At 65.4% G+C, this 14,980-nt stretch carries 11 protein-coding genes and 2 pseudogenes; 5 read left to right on the top strand and 8 right to left on the bottom strand.

What is annotated here, in order from left to right:
- Positions 1-8: 8 nt before the first annotated feature.
- The 4 genes and pseudogenes from mrdA to G4G31_RS07745 all read right to left on the bottom strand — a co-directional run bounded on the left by mrdA (position 9) and on the right by G4G31_RS07745 (position 6,132).
- Positions 9-3,251: a penicillin-binding protein 2 gene (mrdA, locus tag G4G31_RS28950; RefSeq protein WP_182990937.1), complete on the bottom strand. Its 3,243-nt coding sequence runs from the start codon at positions 3,249-3,251 to the stop codon at positions 9-11.
- A 28-nt stretch (positions 3,252-3,279) separates the two neighbouring features.
- The gene (mreD, locus tag G4G31_RS07755) at positions 3,280-3,798 is read right to left on the bottom strand and encodes a rod shape-determining protein MreD (RefSeq protein WP_182990936.1); all 519 of its coding nucleotides are present in this window, start codon (positions 3,796-3,798) and stop codon (positions 3,280-3,282) included.
- Positions 3,788-4,986: pseudogene (mreC, locus tag G4G31_RS07750) on the bottom strand (rod shape-determining protein MreC). The gene mreD and the pseudogene mreC overlap by 11 nt, the downstream one beginning before the upstream one ends.
- Before the next feature lie 102 nt (positions 4,987-5,088).
- Positions 5,089-6,132 carry a rod shape-determining protein gene (locus G4G31_RS07745; RefSeq protein WP_056338938.1) on the bottom strand — a complete coding sequence of 348 codons (1,044 nt, stop codon included), beginning with the start codon at positions 6,130-6,132 and terminating at the stop codon, positions 5,089-5,091.
- A gap of 322 nt (positions 6,133-6,454) precedes the next feature.
- On the opposite strand from G4G31_RS07745, the gene gatC reads away from it, so the two are divergent.
- The 4 genes and pseudogenes from gatC to G4G31_RS07725 all read left to right on the top strand — a co-directional run bounded on the left by gatC (position 6,455) and on the right by G4G31_RS07725 (position 10,464).
- Positions 6,455-6,754, top strand: coding sequence for an Asp-tRNA(Asn)/Glu-tRNA(Gln) amidotransferase subunit GatC (gene gatC / locus G4G31_RS07740; protein ID WP_182990935.1), 300 nt, complete (start codon positions 6,455-6,457; stop codon positions 6,752-6,754).
- Between the two features lie 28 nt (positions 6,755-6,782).
- Positions 6,783-8,257, top strand: a pseudogene (gatA, locus tag G4G31_RS07735) (Asp-tRNA(Asn)/Glu-tRNA(Gln) amidotransferase subunit GatA).
- A 74-nt stretch (positions 8,258-8,331) separates the two neighbouring features.
- The gene (gene gatB, locus G4G31_RS07730) at positions 8,332-9,792 is read left to right on the top strand and encodes an Asp-tRNA(Asn)/Glu-tRNA(Gln) amidotransferase subunit GatB (RefSeq protein ID WP_183108066.1); all 1,461 of its coding nucleotides are present in this window, start codon (positions 8,332-8,334) and stop codon (positions 9,790-9,792) included.
- Positions 9,793-10,071: 279 nt separating this feature from the next.
- The gene (locus G4G31_RS07725; RefSeq protein ID WP_182990933.1) at positions 10,072-10,464 is read left to right on the top strand and encodes a nuclear transport factor 2 family protein; all 393 of its coding nucleotides are present in this window, start codon (positions 10,072-10,074) and stop codon (positions 10,462-10,464) included.
- A 260-nt stretch (positions 10,465-10,724) separates the two neighbouring features.
- On the opposite strand, the gene G4G31_RS07720 is transcribed toward G4G31_RS07725, so the two are convergent.
- Entirely contained in the window at positions 10,725-11,420 is a 696-nt protein-coding gene (locus G4G31_RS07720; RefSeq protein WP_182990932.1) for a DUF6624 domain-containing protein, read from the bottom strand.
- A 2-nt stretch (positions 11,421-11,422) separates the two neighbouring features.
- Complete coding sequence (gene pyrE, locus G4G31_RS07715) at positions 11,423-12,085, bottom strand: orotate phosphoribosyltransferase (RefSeq protein WP_182990931.1); 663 nt, start codon at positions 12,083-12,085, stop codon at positions 11,423-11,425.
- 87 nt (positions 12,086-12,172) lie between these two features.
- Between pyrE and G4G31_RS07710 the strand changes: the two genes are divergently transcribed.
- Positions 12,173-12,943: an exodeoxyribonuclease III gene (locus tag G4G31_RS07710; RefSeq protein ID WP_182990930.1), complete on the top strand. Its 771-nt coding sequence runs from the start codon at positions 12,173-12,175 to the stop codon at positions 12,941-12,943.
- A 115-nt stretch (positions 12,944-13,058) separates the two neighbouring features.
- Here the strand turns inward: G4G31_RS07710 and G4G31_RS07705 are convergent, their stop codons facing one another.
- Together G4G31_RS07705 and G4G31_RS07700 are read right to left on the bottom strand one after the other, a co-directional pair.
- Complete coding sequence (locus G4G31_RS07705) at positions 13,059-13,979, bottom strand: pseudouridine synthase (RefSeq protein WP_182990929.1); 921 nt, start codon at positions 13,977-13,979, stop codon at positions 13,059-13,061.
- A 3-nt stretch (positions 13,980-13,982) separates the two neighbouring features.
- The gene (locus G4G31_RS07700; RefSeq protein WP_182990928.1) at positions 13,983-14,870 is read right to left on the bottom strand and encodes a M48 family metallopeptidase; all 888 of its coding nucleotides are present in this window, start codon (positions 14,868-14,870) and stop codon (positions 13,983-13,985) included.
- Positions 14,871-14,980 lie beyond the last annotated feature (110 nt).

The raw sequence follows: 14,980 nt of genomic DNA, 5'->3' as shown, positions 1-14,980 counted from the left end.
CTCCTCCATCACGTTTGCACCAGTTTCCGGTGCCGTTGAATACTCATCAATATGCCAGCGCCCAGGCCCAGCGTGATGAACGCGGTGCCGCCATAGCTCATGAACGGCAGCGGAACGCCGACCACCGGCAGGATCCCGCTCACCATGCCCATGTTGACGAACGCATAGGTAAAGAAGATCATCGTGATCGCGCCGGCCAGCAGCCGCGAGAACAGATTCGGGGCATTCGCGGCGATCATCATGCCGCGGCCGATCAGCAAGAGATAGATTACCAAAAGAAATAGGTTGCCGACCAGCCCAAATTCTTCGGAATACACCGAGAACAGGAAGTCCGTGGTTTGTTCGGGAACGAATTCGAGCTGGCCCTGGGTGCCCTGGGCATAGCCCTTGCCGGTGATACCGCCCGAACCGATCGCGATGGTCGACTGGATGATGTGGAAGCCCTTGCCCAGCGGATCGGAAGTCGGGTCGATCAGGGTCATGACGCGTTCGCGCTGGTAGTCGTGCAGCATCGACCAGGCAATCGGCATGCTGGCCGCGGCGCCCACGGCAAGGGCGATCAGCACTTTCCACGACAGGCCGGCCAGGAAGATCACGTAGAAGCCGGAAGCGCCGACCAGCAGCGCGGTGCCGAGATCGGGCTGCTTGGCGATCAGCCCGAACGGAATCGCCAGCAGCACCGCCGCGACCGCGAACGACTTCCAGTTGCCGACCCGGGCGCGTTGCTGGAAATACCAGGCCAGCATCAGGGGCGTGGCGATCTTCATGATTTCGGAAGGCTGGATGTCGACACCCACGTGCAGCCAGCGGCGCGCACCCTTCTTGATGATGCCGAACACGGCGACCGCCACCAGCAGCGTCACCCCGAAGGTATAGATCGGCACGGCCAGGCGCATCAGCGTTTGCGGCGGCACCAGGGCGGCCAGCCACATGACGACGAAGGCGAGCACGAAATTGCGCATCTGCGATTCGACGCGGCCCGGGAACTCGAGGCCGGCCGAGGACATCGTGATCATGCTGGTCGTGAGCAGCATGAACAGCACGATCGCCAGCGGCCAGTCGAACACCGTGAAATAGGGCTTGAGCCGGCGGCTGAGGGAGCGCCGTTCCGGGTAATAGGCCATCTGCTTACTCCTTGTCGGGTACTGCGGCGCGCGGCGGCGGCGGGCGGGAACGGCGGCCGGCAGCGTGGCGGGGGCCGGCGCCTTCCGTGCCGGCGCCGGCTGTGGGGCGGCCGCGGTCGTGACAGGCGTGCCGCGTGGCGTAGCGGAAGCGGCCGTCGGCACCAGCGCAGGCGCCGTACCGGGCGCCGTAGCGGGCGCCGGCTTCGCCCCGGCTTGCACCGTGCCCGGCTTGGCGCCAGGCGCCCCCTCCTCGGCCGGCTTCGGCGGCGGCGGGCGCTTGCCGAGCAGGTAGTAGTCGAGCGCCTTGCGCGCGATCGGCGCGGCCGAGGCGGCACCGAAGCCCGCGTTCTCGACTACCAGCGCGATGGCGATGGTCGGCTTGTCGGCCGGCGCGAACGCCGTGTACAGCGCGTTGTCGCGGTGGCGCTCGTCAATCGCGTGGGCGTTGTACTTGCCGCCCTTCAGGCCGATCACCTGGGCGGTACCGGTCTTGCCCGCCGAGATATAGCCGGCGTTGGCAAAGGCGCGGTGGCCGGTGCCATAGTTTTCCTGGGTCACGCCCACCATCGCACGCTTGATGAAATCGATGTTTTCCTGTTTCAGCGCGATGCGCCGGCTTTCCTTCGGCACCGTCAGCGTGCGCTGGCGCGTGGCGCCGTCCTCGATCAGCTTGACCAGGTGCGGCCGCATCACCACGCCGTTATTGGCCAGGTTGGCCACCGCATGCGCCAGCTGGATGATGGTGTAGTTGTTGAAGCCCTGCCCGATCGAGACCGAAATGGTGTCGCCGCCAACCCACTTCTGGGCCGCACGGTTGCGCTTGAAGCGATTGGCCTTCCACTCTTTCGATGGCAGCACGCCGATCTTCTCGTGTTCGAGGTCGATCCCGGTCGGCACGCCAAAGCCGAACGGTCGCATGAAGTTGGAAATCCGGTCGATGCCCATCTCATTGCCGAGCTGGTAATAGAAGGTGTCGCAGGACTCGGCGATCGAGCGGTACATGTCGACGTAGCCGTGGCCGCCCGGCTTGTCGTCGTTGAAGCGGTGGCCGCCGAGGACGAAAAAGCCGGGGTCGCGGATCGCGTCCGACGGGCGGCGCAGGCCGTACTCCAGCGCGGCCAGCGACATGAAGGGCTTGAAGGTCGAGCCGGGCGGATAGGTGCCCGACAGCGGGCGGTTCATCAGCGGCTTGTCGAGCGAGGTATTGAGTTCGTTCCAGCTCTGGCTGTCGATGCCGTCGACGAACAGGTTCGGGTCGAAACCGGGCCGCGACACGTAAGCCAGCACGTCGCCGGTGGCCGGATCGATCGCGACAAACGCGCCGCGCTGGTCGCCGAAGGCTTCCTCGACCACTTTTTGCAGCTCGATGTCGATCGACAGGATCAGGTTGCTGCCCGGGACCGGCGGACGGCGCGACAGCGTCCGGATCGCCCGCCCGCCCGCGGTGCGCTCGACTTCCTCGTAACCGGTAGTGCCGTGCAGGTAGCTCTCGTATTTCTTCTCGAGGCCTTCCTTGCCGATGTAGTCGGTGCCGTTGTAGTTGGCCGCGTCTTCGCTCTCCTCGAGCGCGGCCGCCTCTTTCTGGTTGATGCGGCCGATGTAGCCGATCACGTGCGAGGCGACCTCGCCCAGCGGGTACTGGCGGAACAGGCGCGCCTGCACCTCCACGCCGGGGAAGCGGAAGCGCTGCGCGGTGAAGCGCGCCACTTCGTCGTCGGTCAGGCGGGTGCGCAGCGGCACGCTGGCGAAGCTGCGCGATTCTTCCAGCAGGCGCTTGAAGCGCTTGCGGTCCTTCGCTTCGATCGCGACCAGCTTGGCCAGCTCGTCGATCACCGAGTCCATGCTCGCCTGCAGTTTCGAGGGCGTGATCTCGAGCGTGTAGGCCGAGTAGTTGCGCGCCAGGACGACGCCGTTGCGGTCCACGATCAGGCCGCGATTGGGCACGATCGGCACCAGGGCAATCCGGTTGTCCTCTGCCTGGGAGGCATACTGGTCGTGCTGGATCACCTGCAGCCAGACAAATCGTGCGACCAGGCAGCCGAAGCAGACGAACACCAGCACCGCCAGCGCGGTCAGGCGCAGGCGGAACAGGTGGATCTCGCGGTCGCTGTCTTTTATTTCAGTCATTTACTGCGTCAATCATGTACTGCGACGGTCAGATGGGGCGCGTATGGTCGCGGTCGACGGCGCGGCGCTGCGGTGCCAGCAGCAGCCAGGTGATGAGCGGCCAGAGGGCAACGGCGACGGCACTCTCGACGAAGTGCAGCCAGCCGGCGAAGCGGCCGGTGGCGAAGAAATGCACCAGCGCCTGGATCGCCTGGGCCAGCAGCAGCAGCGGGAACACGTGCATGGCCTGGGTCAGCACCGGGAACCACAGCACGCGGCGGTGGATCATGATGGCGACATAGGACAGCAGCGTATAGGCCAGCGCGTTTTCGCCCAGCAGCGCCGCATCGTGCACGTCCATCAGCAGGCCCATGCAGAAGGCGACGCCGATGCCGACCTTGCGCGGCTGGTGGATGCCCCAGAAGATCAGCGCCAGCGCGACGAAATCGGGCGCGCCGATCCAGCGGCCCCAGGGCAGCAGGTTGAGCATGAAAGCGCAGGTCAGGCTGAACGCGATGAACAGCGGGCTGACCGGCAGCAGGATGTAATGGGGACGGTTACCGGTCATGGAGCGCCTTCCTTGCGCAGCGCCGGCTGGACCGGCTGGGTGGTGGCCGCGGCGGGGGGGCGGCGTTCAAGCGGGCCGCATCACGCGGCGCGGCGGTGCGTGGCGCCGTGTTCGCGCCCGGCGTGGCGATTGCCGTCGCTGGCGCAGCACCTGCCGGTGCCGTCGTCGGCGCCGTGGCTGGCGCGGCAGCGGGCACCGCCGCGGGCACGCCGGCCGCCGGTTGCGTCGGCGCACCCTGCGCCGGCAGCGGCGCCGGCGCCAGCGGTGGTGTCGGTACCGGCTCCATCTTCGGCAGGTTGCGGCGCGCCGCGCCATGCGCCGGCGGCACAGGCAGGTCCTGCGGACGCGCCGCGCGTGCCGCCTGCGACATCACGATCAGGAGCTGGCGGTTGCGGTCGACGCCGCCCAGCGGCTGGCAGGTCACGCGCCCGAAGGCACCGGCCGCCACTTTCTCGACCTGCACGACCTTGGCCACGGCCAGGCCGGCCGGATACATGCCGTCCAGGCCCGAGGTGACGATCACGTCGCCCACCGGATATCGGCGTCGGGCGCGACGAAGCGCAGGTCGAGCAGGCCGGAACGTCCGCGGCCATAGGCGATGCTGCGCAGGCCCGAGCGCAGCACCTGCACCGGAATGGCCTGGTCGCGGTCGGTGAGCAGCGTGACTTCGGAGGTGAACGGGAATACGCGGGTGACCTGGCCGATGACGCCGGCATTGTCGATCACCGGCAGCCCGAGCTGCACGCCGTTGCGCGTGCCGCGGTCGAGCACGATGCGGCGGGTGGACGGGTCGCGCGCGTCGTACAGGATCTCGCCCATGATCGACTGCACCGGCAGGTGCTCGCGCGCCTCGAGCAGGCGCCGCAGGTGGGCGTTTTCCGCCATCTGGAGCTGGGCCAGCTGCATGGACTGCGCCTGCGCGACCTGCTGGTTCTTCAGCTCGCGCACTTCCTTCTGCAGGCTGGAAATCGAGGAAAAGTAATCGCCCATGCTGAACATGGCATCGCGCGGCATCAGCGCGGCCATCTGCAGCGGGTAGAGCACGGTGGCGGCGACCTGGCGTACCGTGCCGAGCAGGTGCATGCGGGCATCGATCAGCAGCAGCGCGAGCGACACGAACGCGAACACCGTCACCTTCACCCGCGCGGGGGCGCCCTGTTTGAATAGCGGCGGAGGACTGTATTCCATGACTTTCGATTATGACGGACGGCCCGTTAGATGGGCACATGGGCAGGTGCACGGTTCGACACCGTCCACCTGCCCACGCTGTAGCTTGCGAGGCTGTCGTGCTTACTCGTAGGAGAAGATCGAGCCCAGCTTGTCGTTGTGTTCCAGCGCCATGCCCGAACCGCGCACCACGCAGGTCAGCGGGTCTTCGGCCACCAGCACCGGCAGGCCGGTCTCTTCCATCAGCAGACGGTCGAGGTCGCGCAGCAGCGCGCCGCCGCCGGTCAGCATCATGCCCTTCTCGGCGATGTCGGCGCCCAGTTCCGGCGGGGTCTGTTCGAGCGCATTCTTCACGGCCGAGACGATGTTGTTGAGCGGGTCGGTCAGCGCTTCCAGGATCTCGTTGCTCGAGATCGTGAACGCGCGCGGGATGCCTTCGGACAGGTTGCGGCCCTTGACTTCCATTTCCTTCACTTCCGAACCCGGGAAGGCCGAACCGATGGCCTTCTTGATCGCTTCCGCGGTCTGTTCGCCGATCAGCATGCCGTAGTTGCGGCGGATGTAGTTGACGATGGCTTCGTCGAACTTGTCGCCGCCCACGCGCACCGAACCTTTATAGACCATGCCGCCCAGCGAGATGATGCCCACTTCGGTGGTGCCGCCGCCGATGTCGACCACCATCGAACCGGTCGCGTCCGAGACCGGCAGGCCGGCACCGATCGCGGCGGCCATCGGTTCCTCGATCAGGTAGACCTGCGAGGCACCGGCGCCGAGGGCCGATTCGCGGATCGCGCGGCGCTCGACCTGGGTCGAACCGCAAGGCACGCAGATGATGATGCGTGGCGACGGACGGAAGAATTTGGAATCGTGCACCATGCGGATGAACTGCTTGAGCATCTCCTCGGTGACGGTGAAGTCGGCGATGACGCCGTCCTTCATCGGGCGGATCGCCTCGATATTGCCCGGCACCTTGCCCAGCATCTGCTTGGCTTTCTTGCCGACCGCCTGGATCGTCTTCTTGCCGTTCGGGCCGCCCTGCTGGCGGATTGCCACGACCGACGGTTCGTCCAGCACGATGCCCTGGCCGCGCACGTAGATCAGCGTATTGGCGGTACCCAGGTCGATGGCCAGGTCGTTCGAGAAGTAACTGCGTAAAGAACCAAACATGTGTGTCCTGATGCGCGCTGTATGCGCCTAACATTAATCGGGAGAGTCCTCGCCGCATCGGCCCTGCCTGCGCCCTGCGGTCTTCGTTCGTACTGAGGGGCCGCGCTCATTCGGCGCAGACCACGCATTAGCCCGCCATTCTACCTTATAATTTGCCGATTAAACGCTGAAAACAGGTGGTTTTACCCCCTAGTTCTCGAAGCGAGATCGACGGGATTAGCAAGGTTTTATCGACCGTAGCACGCTGTTCAACAGTCTGCGCTTGCCATTCTGTCATTCTCCCAACCCCATTTTGAATGCGGCCCCGGCCGCGCCTTTTGCCATGTCCCTGACTCTTTCAGACGTAAAACGCATCGCCAACCTGGCCCAGCTCGATATGGACGACGCCCATGCCGAAACCGCGCTGGGTGAGCTCAATGGCATCTTTGCACTGGCCGAACAGATGCAGGCGGTCGATACAACAGGTGTTGCGCCCTTGTCGCATCCGCTGGCCGCGATCCTGTCGCTGCCGCTGCGCCTGCGCGAAGACGTGGTGACGGAAGAAAACCGCCGCGAAGCCTACCAGGCGCCGGCGCCCAAGACTCAGGACGGCCTGTACCTGGTACCGAAGGTCATCGAGTAATCCTGCATCCACGAACAGAAAACGCACCATGCACAACAAAACCATCAAAGAGCTGTCGGCGCTACTGCATGCGAAGCAGGTCTCGAGCACCGAACTCACCCGTCACTACCTGGCCCGCATCGAGAAAAGCAGCCACAACGCCTTCCTGCACCTCGACCCGGAACTGTCGCTGGCCCAGGCTGCCGCCGCTGACGCGCGCCTGGCCGCCGGCAGCGCCGGCCCGCTGACCGGCATTCCGATTGCCCATAAGGATATCTTTGTCACGCGCGACTGGCGCACGACTGCGGGTTCGAAGATGCTGGCCAACTACGTCAGCCCCTTCGATGCCACCGTCGTCGACCGCTTCGGCGCCGCCGGCATGGTCACGCTGGGCAAGCTGAACTGCGACGAATTCGCGATGGGCTCGGCGAACGAGAACTCGGCTTTCGGTGCGGTGAAGAACCCCGGGACACGCAAGCCGTACCAGGCGGTTCCTCGGGCGGTTCCGCCGCCGCGATTGCCGCGCGCCTGGCCCCGGCCGCCACCGCCACCGATACCGGCGGTTCGATCCGCCAGCCGGCGGCCTTCTGCGGCGTCACCGGCATCAAGCCGACCTATGGCCGCGTCTCCCGCTTCGGCATGATCGCGTTCGCCTCCTCGCTCGACCAGGGCGGCCCGATCGCCCAGACCGCCGAGGATTGCGCGCTGCTGCTCAATGAGATGATCGGTCATGACGAACGCGATTCGACCAGCCTGACCGTGGAACAGGGCAACCTCAAAGAAGACTTCACGCGCGACCTGCACCAGCCGCTCACCGGCCTGCGCATCGGCGTGCCGAGCGAGTACTTCGGCGAAGGCCTGGCGGCCGACGTGGAAAGCGCCGTGCGCGCCGCGCTCGATCAATTCGTGGCGCTGGGCGCTCAGTTGGTGGATATTTCGCTGCCGAAAACGGCCCTGTCGATCCCGACCTACTACATCATCGCCCCGGCCGAAGCCTCGTCGAACCTGTCGCGTTTCGACGGCGTGCGCTACGGCCACCGGGCGAGCGAGTACAAGGATCTGCAGGACATGTACAAGAAAACCCGCGCCGAAGGTTTCGGCCGCGAGGTCCAGCGCCGCATCATGGTCGGCACCTACGTGCTGTGCCATGGCTACTACGACGCCTACTACGTGCAGGCGCAAAAGATCCGCCGCCTGATCGCCGACGACTTCCAGGCCGCGTTCGCGGACAAGTGCGACGTCATCATGGGCCCGGTGGCCCCGACCGTCGCCTGGGACCTGGGCGCGAAGGCCAACGACCCGGTGGCAAACTACCTGGCCGACATCTTCACGCTGTCGACCAGCCTGGCCGGCCTGCCCGGCATGTCGATCCCTTGCGGTTTCGGCCAGGGCGACAAGAACGCCAAGCGCCCGGTCGGCCTGCAGATCATCGGCAATTATTTTGCCGAAGCGAAGCTGCTGAACATCGCGCACCAGTACCAGCAAGCGACCGACTGGCACCAGCGCGCCCCCGAAGGCATCTAAGGTCGCAGGGTAGGCGGGTTTCCCGCCTACGCGTTCAACCAACGCCTGCACAAAGAATACAAAGAGAGAACACCATGCAATGGGAAGTCGTCATCGGTCTTGAGAACCACGTCCAGCTCACGACCAATTCGAAAATCTTCAGCGGCAGCGCGATCCAGTTCGGCGCCGCGCCGAACACGCAGGCCAGTCCCGTGGACCTGGCCCTGCCGGGCGTGCTGCCCGTGATGAACAAGGGCGCCGTCGAGCGCGCGATCCGCTTCGGCCTGGCGGTCGGTGCGAAAATCGCCCCGCATTCCGTCTTCGCGCGCAAGAACTACTTTTATCCCGACCTGCCCAAGGGCTACCAGATCAGCCAGTTCGAAGACCCCGTGGTCCAGGGCGGCACGATCACCTTCGGCTACGAGAAGGATGGGAAACTCGAGACGAAAACCGTCAACCTGACCCGCGCCCACCTCGAGGAAGACGCCGGCAAATCGCTGCACGAGGACTATGCAGGCATGACCGGCATCGACCTGAACCGCGCCGGCACGCCGCTGCTGGAAATCGTCTCGGAGCCGGAGATGCGCAGCGCCGCCGAAGCGGTCGCCTACGCAAAAGCCCTGCACGGCCTGGTGATGTGGCTGGGCGTCTGCGACGGCAACATGCAGGAAGGCTCCTTCCGCTGCGACGTCAACGTTTCGGTGCGGCCGATGGGCCAGAAGGAATTCGGCACCCGCTGCGAGATCAAGAACCTGAACTCCTTCCGCTTCATGGAAGAGGCGATCCACTACGAAGTGCGCCGCCAGATCGAACTGATCGAGGACGGCGGCAAGGTCCAGCAGGCCACGCGCCTGTGGGACCCGGACAAGAAGGAAACCCGCGCCATGCGCTCGAAAGAGGACGCGCAGGACTATCGCTACTTCCCCGACCCGGACTTGCCGCCCTTGACGATCTCGGAAGACTGGATCGAGCGCGTGCGTGCGTCGATGCCGGAACTGCCGGGCGCCATGCGTGCACGCTTCACCGGCGAGTACGGCCTGCCGGAATACGATAGCCTGATCCTGACCTCTTCCCAGGCGATGGCGACCTACTACGAAGCCGTGGTGGAGAAAGCCGGCAAAGCGAACGCGAAAGCAGTGGCGAACTGGATGATGGGCGACGTCTCGTCGACCCTGAACCGCGAAGGCGTCGACGTCAGTGAAGCGCCGGTGCAGGCGTCGCAGCTGGCCCTGCTCATCCAGCGCATCGCCGACGGCACGATCTCGAACAAGGCCGGCAAGGAAGTGTTCGCGGCGATGTGGGAAGCCAAATCGCTCGACGACAACCTGGCCGACACCGTCATCGAGCAAAAAGGGCTGAAGCAGATTTCGGACACGGGCGCCCTGGAAGCGATCGTCGACGAGGTGCTGGCGGCGAACGCGAAATCGGTCGAGCAGTACCGCGCCGGCAAGGAAGCGGCGATCAACGCGCTGATCGGCCAGGCCATGAAGGCCTCGAAAGGCAAGGCCAATCCGGCGCAGGTGACGGAGCTGCTGAAGAAGAAGCTGGCGGGCTGAAGCGAGCTGCACGCATGAAAAACCGGAGCTCGCTCCGGTTTTTTTTCGGCCTTCATGCGCCCGGCATGCATCCACCGCCCGCTGAGACCACCGAGCCCTGGAGCACCTGACAAAATCGTCAGAGCAAGGCGCGGCGACGAAGACAGTACATCTGTACGGCCAGGAGCCGCAACGCGGCCATAACGGTTTTGTCAGGCGCTCCTGAGCAGCGCCGCAGCAGTGCCGACGACTATCGAACCTGCGCCTGAGCGGCGCGCTTTTTGCAGAAGGAGGAATGCCATGCACCAGCACGACGAAGTCCTTGCAGCCATCGACGCCTATTGCCGCGGCGTGTACCACGGAGACATCGGGCTCCTGCGCTCGGTCTTCGATCCCCGTGCGCAGCTGTTTGCCGAAGTGCGCGGACAAGCTTATTTCCGGCCGCTGGACGATTATCTCGCCGTGGTCGCAGGACGCGCATCGCCCGCCTCGCTCGGGCAGGCATTCGCGATGAAGCCGCTCCACATCGAGATTACAGGCGAGATCGCTTTTGCGAAAGTTCATTGCCCGATGTTCGATTTCCATTACATCGACTACCTGAGCTTCGTCCGGCAGGAAGGACAGTGGAAAATCGTCAACAAGACGTTTACCGATGTGCCAGTTGCGCAGGATCGCCCTGCACCATTGACCTAGCACGACGGCGCTGCCCTGTTCACCTGGACCGGCCCTGCTGCCTACCCGTCGAGCAGCACCAGCGCCTGCTGCCGCGCCGCCACGCGCAGGGAACGGCGCAGTGCCAGGTCTTCGGCGGTACCCGCGAGCACCATGGCGCCCACGCACAGCGAGACGATGGCCTGCGCGCGCTATACGGCACGGCAGGCGTTCAGGAAGACGCTCGCCGACCAGTGGCCCTGTATGCGGGCGAGGCGTGCTCGCATGAGGCGCCAGCGCCGTCAGCGCTTCCTGGCCTCGCTCATCATGCACACATAGTCCGCCAGTGGCATGACACCGAGTACACGCCGGTTTTCCTCGACCGCGCGCAGGCTCGCTGCGTCGTCCAGGCCGAAATGCGGGGCGCGCCAGCCCTCGGGCGAGAACTGGGTGCCGTAGCGTTGCGGCCGGCCATAGGCGACCAGCACGCGGTCGGTAAATTGCGCCAGCCTGGCGGCGCGCAGCTCGCCGGCGGCGGCGCGCTCGCCCAGCGTCGGCAGCAGCGCCGCCCGGAAATCCGGGCTGCTGTCGGCGTGCTGCAGCAGGGTCCATGCAGCATCCACGCCCGTCTCCCCCCACCGGGCAGCTGTCGGAAAACCTTTCGTGCGCACCAGATACTTCAGCCAGTCCAGGTTGTTGTCGTCGACCAGTACGACCATGCGCTGGGCGTCGCGATCCAGTCGGGCGGCAAGGTAGGCCTTGCGCACTTTCTGGTCGACGGCAAAGCGCTTGTCCAGTTCCGCACGCAGCGCGGGGTCGCCCAGTTTGCGCGTGGCGTCGCGCGCAGCCTGGGCCTCGTCCGATTCGTCAGGGTGGGCCGCGGCCCAGGCTGTGGCGCCGGGACAGGGATCGGCACGCGGCAGGTCCGTCGCCGCCGCGTGGGACGCACCGGCCAGGACCGCGCACAGCAACGCGAGGCCCGCTTGCAGACGCTTCACCTTCAGACGCCGTAGCGGCTGCGATACGCCGCCACCGCGTCCTTGTGCTGTCCCAGTTCGGCCCCGGCCCCTTCGCCCGACAGGTAAGTAAACAGGTCTTCCAGGTTGGCGATCGAGATGACGGGTATGCCGAATTCCTCCGCCACCTGCTGCACCGCCGACCCGTTTGATAACGCGTCGTCCTTGCCGGAACGCTCCATGCGGTCGAGCGCGATCAGCACGGCGGCAGGCTCGGCACCGGCGGCGCGGATCATGGTCACCGATTCGCGCACCGAGGTGCCAGCCGAGATCACGTCGTCGACGATCACGACCTTGCCCTGCAGTGTGGCGCCAACGATGGTGCCGCCTTCGCCGTGGTCCTTGGCTTCCTTGCGGTTGTAGGCGTAGGAGGTGTTGCGGCCCTTGGCGGCCAGCGCGACCGCGGTGGCGCTGGCCAGCGTGATGCCCTTGTAGGCAGGGCCGAACAGCATGTCGAACTCGACGTTCGAGTCAAGCAGGGTCTGGGCGTAGAACTGGGCCAGCTGGCCGAGGGTCGCGCCGTCGTGGAACAGGCCGGCGTTGAAGAAATACGGCGAGAGCCTGCCCGCCTTGGTGGTGAACTCGCCGAACTTGAGCACTCCCGTCGAGACCGAAAAAGCGATAAACTGTTGGCGCAAATTGTTCACGGTGACCCCAGATTAAAAAAGTGGCTGTATTTTAATCCAGCACCCATTCCGTGCCCACAGCCGCCGTTCCCTCTTCTTCTCATTTCCATGCCACGAATTATTTCCGCCAACCTGAACGGCATCCGTTCGGCCCACAAAAAAGGTTTCTTCAACTGGCTGGCGTCCGTCGACGCCGACTTCATCTGCGTCCAGGAACTGAAGGCCCAGGAAGCCGACATGACCGAGGAATTCCTGCGTCCGCACGGCTACCACGGCCATTTCCACTATGCCGAAAAGAAGGGTTATTCCGGCACCGGCGTCTACAGCCGCGTCGCCCCGGACAACAAGCGCATCGGCTTCGGCTGCCAGGAATTCGATGCCGAGGGCCGCTACACGCGCTGCGATTTCGGCAACCTCACCGTCATTTCCGTCTACTGCCCCTCCGGCTCGTCCTCGCCGGAGCGCCAGCTGGCCAAGTTCCGTTTCATGGAAGTCTTCCTGCCGCACCTGCAGGAATTGAAGGCCGAGGGCCGCGAAGTCGTCATTTGCGGCGACTGGAACATCGCCCACAAGGAAATCGACCTGAAGAACTGGAAGAGCAACCAGAAGAACTCGGGCTTCCTGCCGGAAGAGCGCGCGTGGATGACGCGCCTGTTCGACGAGTTGGGGCTGGTGGACGTGCACCGTGTCGTGGCGCCGGATGCGGCGGACTATACCTGGTGGAGCAACCGCGGGCAATCGTGGGCGAAGAACGTGGGCTGGCGGATCGACTATCATGTGGCGACGCCCGGCATTGCGGCCAAGGCGCATGCGGTGGCGGTGTACAAGGACGAGCGGTTTTCGGATCACGCGCCCCTGATCATCGACTATCACCCTTGATGCATGGCCGGTTGTGACGCTGAGGATGGTGGGCTCGGGGCGCCCACCCTACGGGTCTGGCACGACAGCGACTGGTAGGGTGGCCGCGGCCGGCGAGGCGCCCCGTGCCCACCATTCACGGCCAATCGAGCGTGCGTTCGCTGTTGAACGTGCGCGGTTCCCCCGTCAGGGGATCGTCAAAACTGATCGAGCGCGCCAGCAGCTGCAGCGGCGCCGAAAAATCGTCGCCCTTGCAGGGCAGCGCCACCGGGTAAAACGCGTCGTTCAGGATCGGCGCGCCCAGGGACGACAAATGCAGGCGCAGCTGGTGCTTGCGCCCCGTGTGCGGGTGCAGGCGGTAGCGCACCACGTCGCCGCGGCGCTCGATGACCTCGATCAGCGTTTCCGAATTCGGCTCGCCCACCACTTCTTCGCTGACGAAAAACTGCGCCGCGTCCTGCATGCGGCTGCGGTAGGTGAAGGGGAACTCCCTCCCCTCGATCGGCCCGGCCAGGGCCTCGTACACTTTTTTCACTACCCGCTTCTGGAACATCGACTGGTACTTCCCGCGCGAATCGAGGTTGTGCGAGAAGATGACCACGCCCGCCGTCTCGCGGTCGAGCCGGTGGATGGGCGTCAGGTGCGGCAGCTCGAGCTGGGCTTTCAGGCGCACGAGCAGGGTCTCGTGGAGAAAACGTCCGCTCGGGATCATCGGTAAAAAATGCGGCTTGTCGACGACCAGCAGGTGCGCGTCCTGGAACAGGATGCGTTCCTTGAACGGGATCGGCGTTTCCGCTTCGTCGAGTTCGCGGTAGTACCAGATGCGCATGCCCTGGCGCACATGGCTGTCCGCCTGCAGCGGCTTGCCTGCCGCATCGACCACTTCGCCGCGCTGCAGGCGCGCGGCCCAGGACGCGGGCGCCACGTCGGGAAAGCGCTCGCTGAGAAAGCGCAGCATGCCGCCGGCGCGCGTTTCGGTCAGCCACAGGTAGCTGGGCGCGACGCCGCTCTTCACCGGCAGCGGAACATGGGAATTGGCGTCGGCCTGGTGTCCCATCGGTCAGCGCTGGAGGGCCGTGGTGCGGTAGGACGGCAGGCGATTGACGCTCGTGCCCTTGCTGCGCGCATACAGCGGCAGCAGCACGTTCATGTGCTTTTCCATGTCGCGGATGCGGGTTTCGCCGCCCGGGTGGGTCGACATGAATTCAGGCGGCGCCGACTTGTTCAGGGCGCCCATCTTGCGCCACAGCGCCACGCCCGCGCGCGGGTCGAAGCCGGCGCGGGCGGCGATGTCCAGGCCCACCAGGTCGGCTTCGCGCTCTTCGTCGCGCGAGAATTTCAAGACCACGCCCTGCCCGACCATGCCGGTCACCGCGTTGGTGATGTTCGGGTCGATCCCGAAGATGGCCGCACCGAGGGCACCGGCGCCGCGCGCGACAACCGAGGTGATGCCGGATTTCGCCGCGCGCTCGCGGCCATGCTCGCGCAGCGCGTGGGCGATCTCGTGGCCCATCACGGCGGCCATCTCGTCGTCGGTCAGGCGCAGCTGGTTGATGATGCCGGTGTAGAAGCCGATGCGGCCGCCCGGCATGCAGAAGGCATTCACCTGCGGCACGTCGAACAGGTTCACCTGCCAGTTCCAGTTCTTGGCCGAGGCGTTCCAGCGCGGTGCATACGGGATGATGCGCTGGGCGACCGCACGCAGGCGCCGCACTTCCGGATGGGTGGCCGGCACCAGGGCCCCCTTCTGCTGGGCTTCGGACATCATCGCCTGGTATTGCTGGGCAGCCTGGGCGTTGAGCTGCTCTTCCGGCACCAGCACGCGCACGCGCGAGAGCGGCTTGACGGCGATGCCGTCCTGGACGACCTGTTCGCCCTTCTGGGCATGGGCGCCGCCGAGCGTCGACAGCAGCGCGATGCAAACGGCTAAGTGTTTGAATTTTTTCATGATAGTTACCAGTATGCTGTTTTTGTCAACAACATCGTCGCAGAAAAGCGCGGATGGGGTACGCACGATATGGGCGGAAGTATCTCGCAGGGTGGGCGCGGCCGGCGAGG

This window comes from Massilia sp. Se16.2.3 (assembly GCF_014171595.1).
Classification (GTDB): domain Bacteria; phylum Pseudomonadota; class Gammaproteobacteria; order Burkholderiales; family Burkholderiaceae_D; genus Telluria.
Note: the sequence above shows the minus strand (reverse complement) of the source record. Positions and strands in the feature narration are given on the sequence as shown.

Bases quoted from the DNA above. Each gene is read 5' to 3' on its own strand.
- G4G31_RS07745 (WP_056338938.1), bottom strand. From the start codon at position 6,132: ATGTTTGGTTCTTTACGCAGTTACTTCTCGAACGACCTGGCCATCGAC.
- gatC (WP_182990935.1), top strand. From the start codon at position 6,455: ATGTCCCTGACTCTTTCAGACGTAAAACGCATCGCCAACCTGGCCCAG.
- mrdA (WP_182990937.1), bottom strand. From the start codon at position 3,251: ATGACTGAAATAAAAGACAGCGACCGCGAGATCCACCTGTTCCGCCTG.
- G4G31_RS07705 (WP_182990929.1), bottom strand. From the start codon at position 13,979: ATGGGACACCAGGCCGACGCCAATTCCCATGTTCCGCTGCCGGTGAAG.
- G4G31_RS07710 (WP_182990930.1), top strand. From the start codon at position 12,173: ATGCCACGAATTATTTCCGCCAACCTGAACGGCATCCGTTCGGCCCAC.
- gatB (WP_183108066.1), top strand. From the start codon at position 8,332: ATGCAATGGGAAGTCGTCATCGGTCTTGAGAACCACGTCCAGCTCACG.
- G4G31_RS07700 (WP_182990928.1), bottom strand. From the start codon at position 14,870: ATGAAAAAATTCAAACACTTAGCCGTTTGCATCGCGCTGCTGTCGACG.
- G4G31_RS07725 (WP_182990933.1), top strand. From the start codon at position 10,072: ATGCACCAGCACGACGAAGTCCTTGCAGCCATCGACGCCTATTGCCGC.
- mreD (WP_182990936.1), bottom strand. From the start codon at position 3,798: ATGACCGGTAACCGTCCCCATTACATCCTGCTGCCGGTCAGCCCGCTG.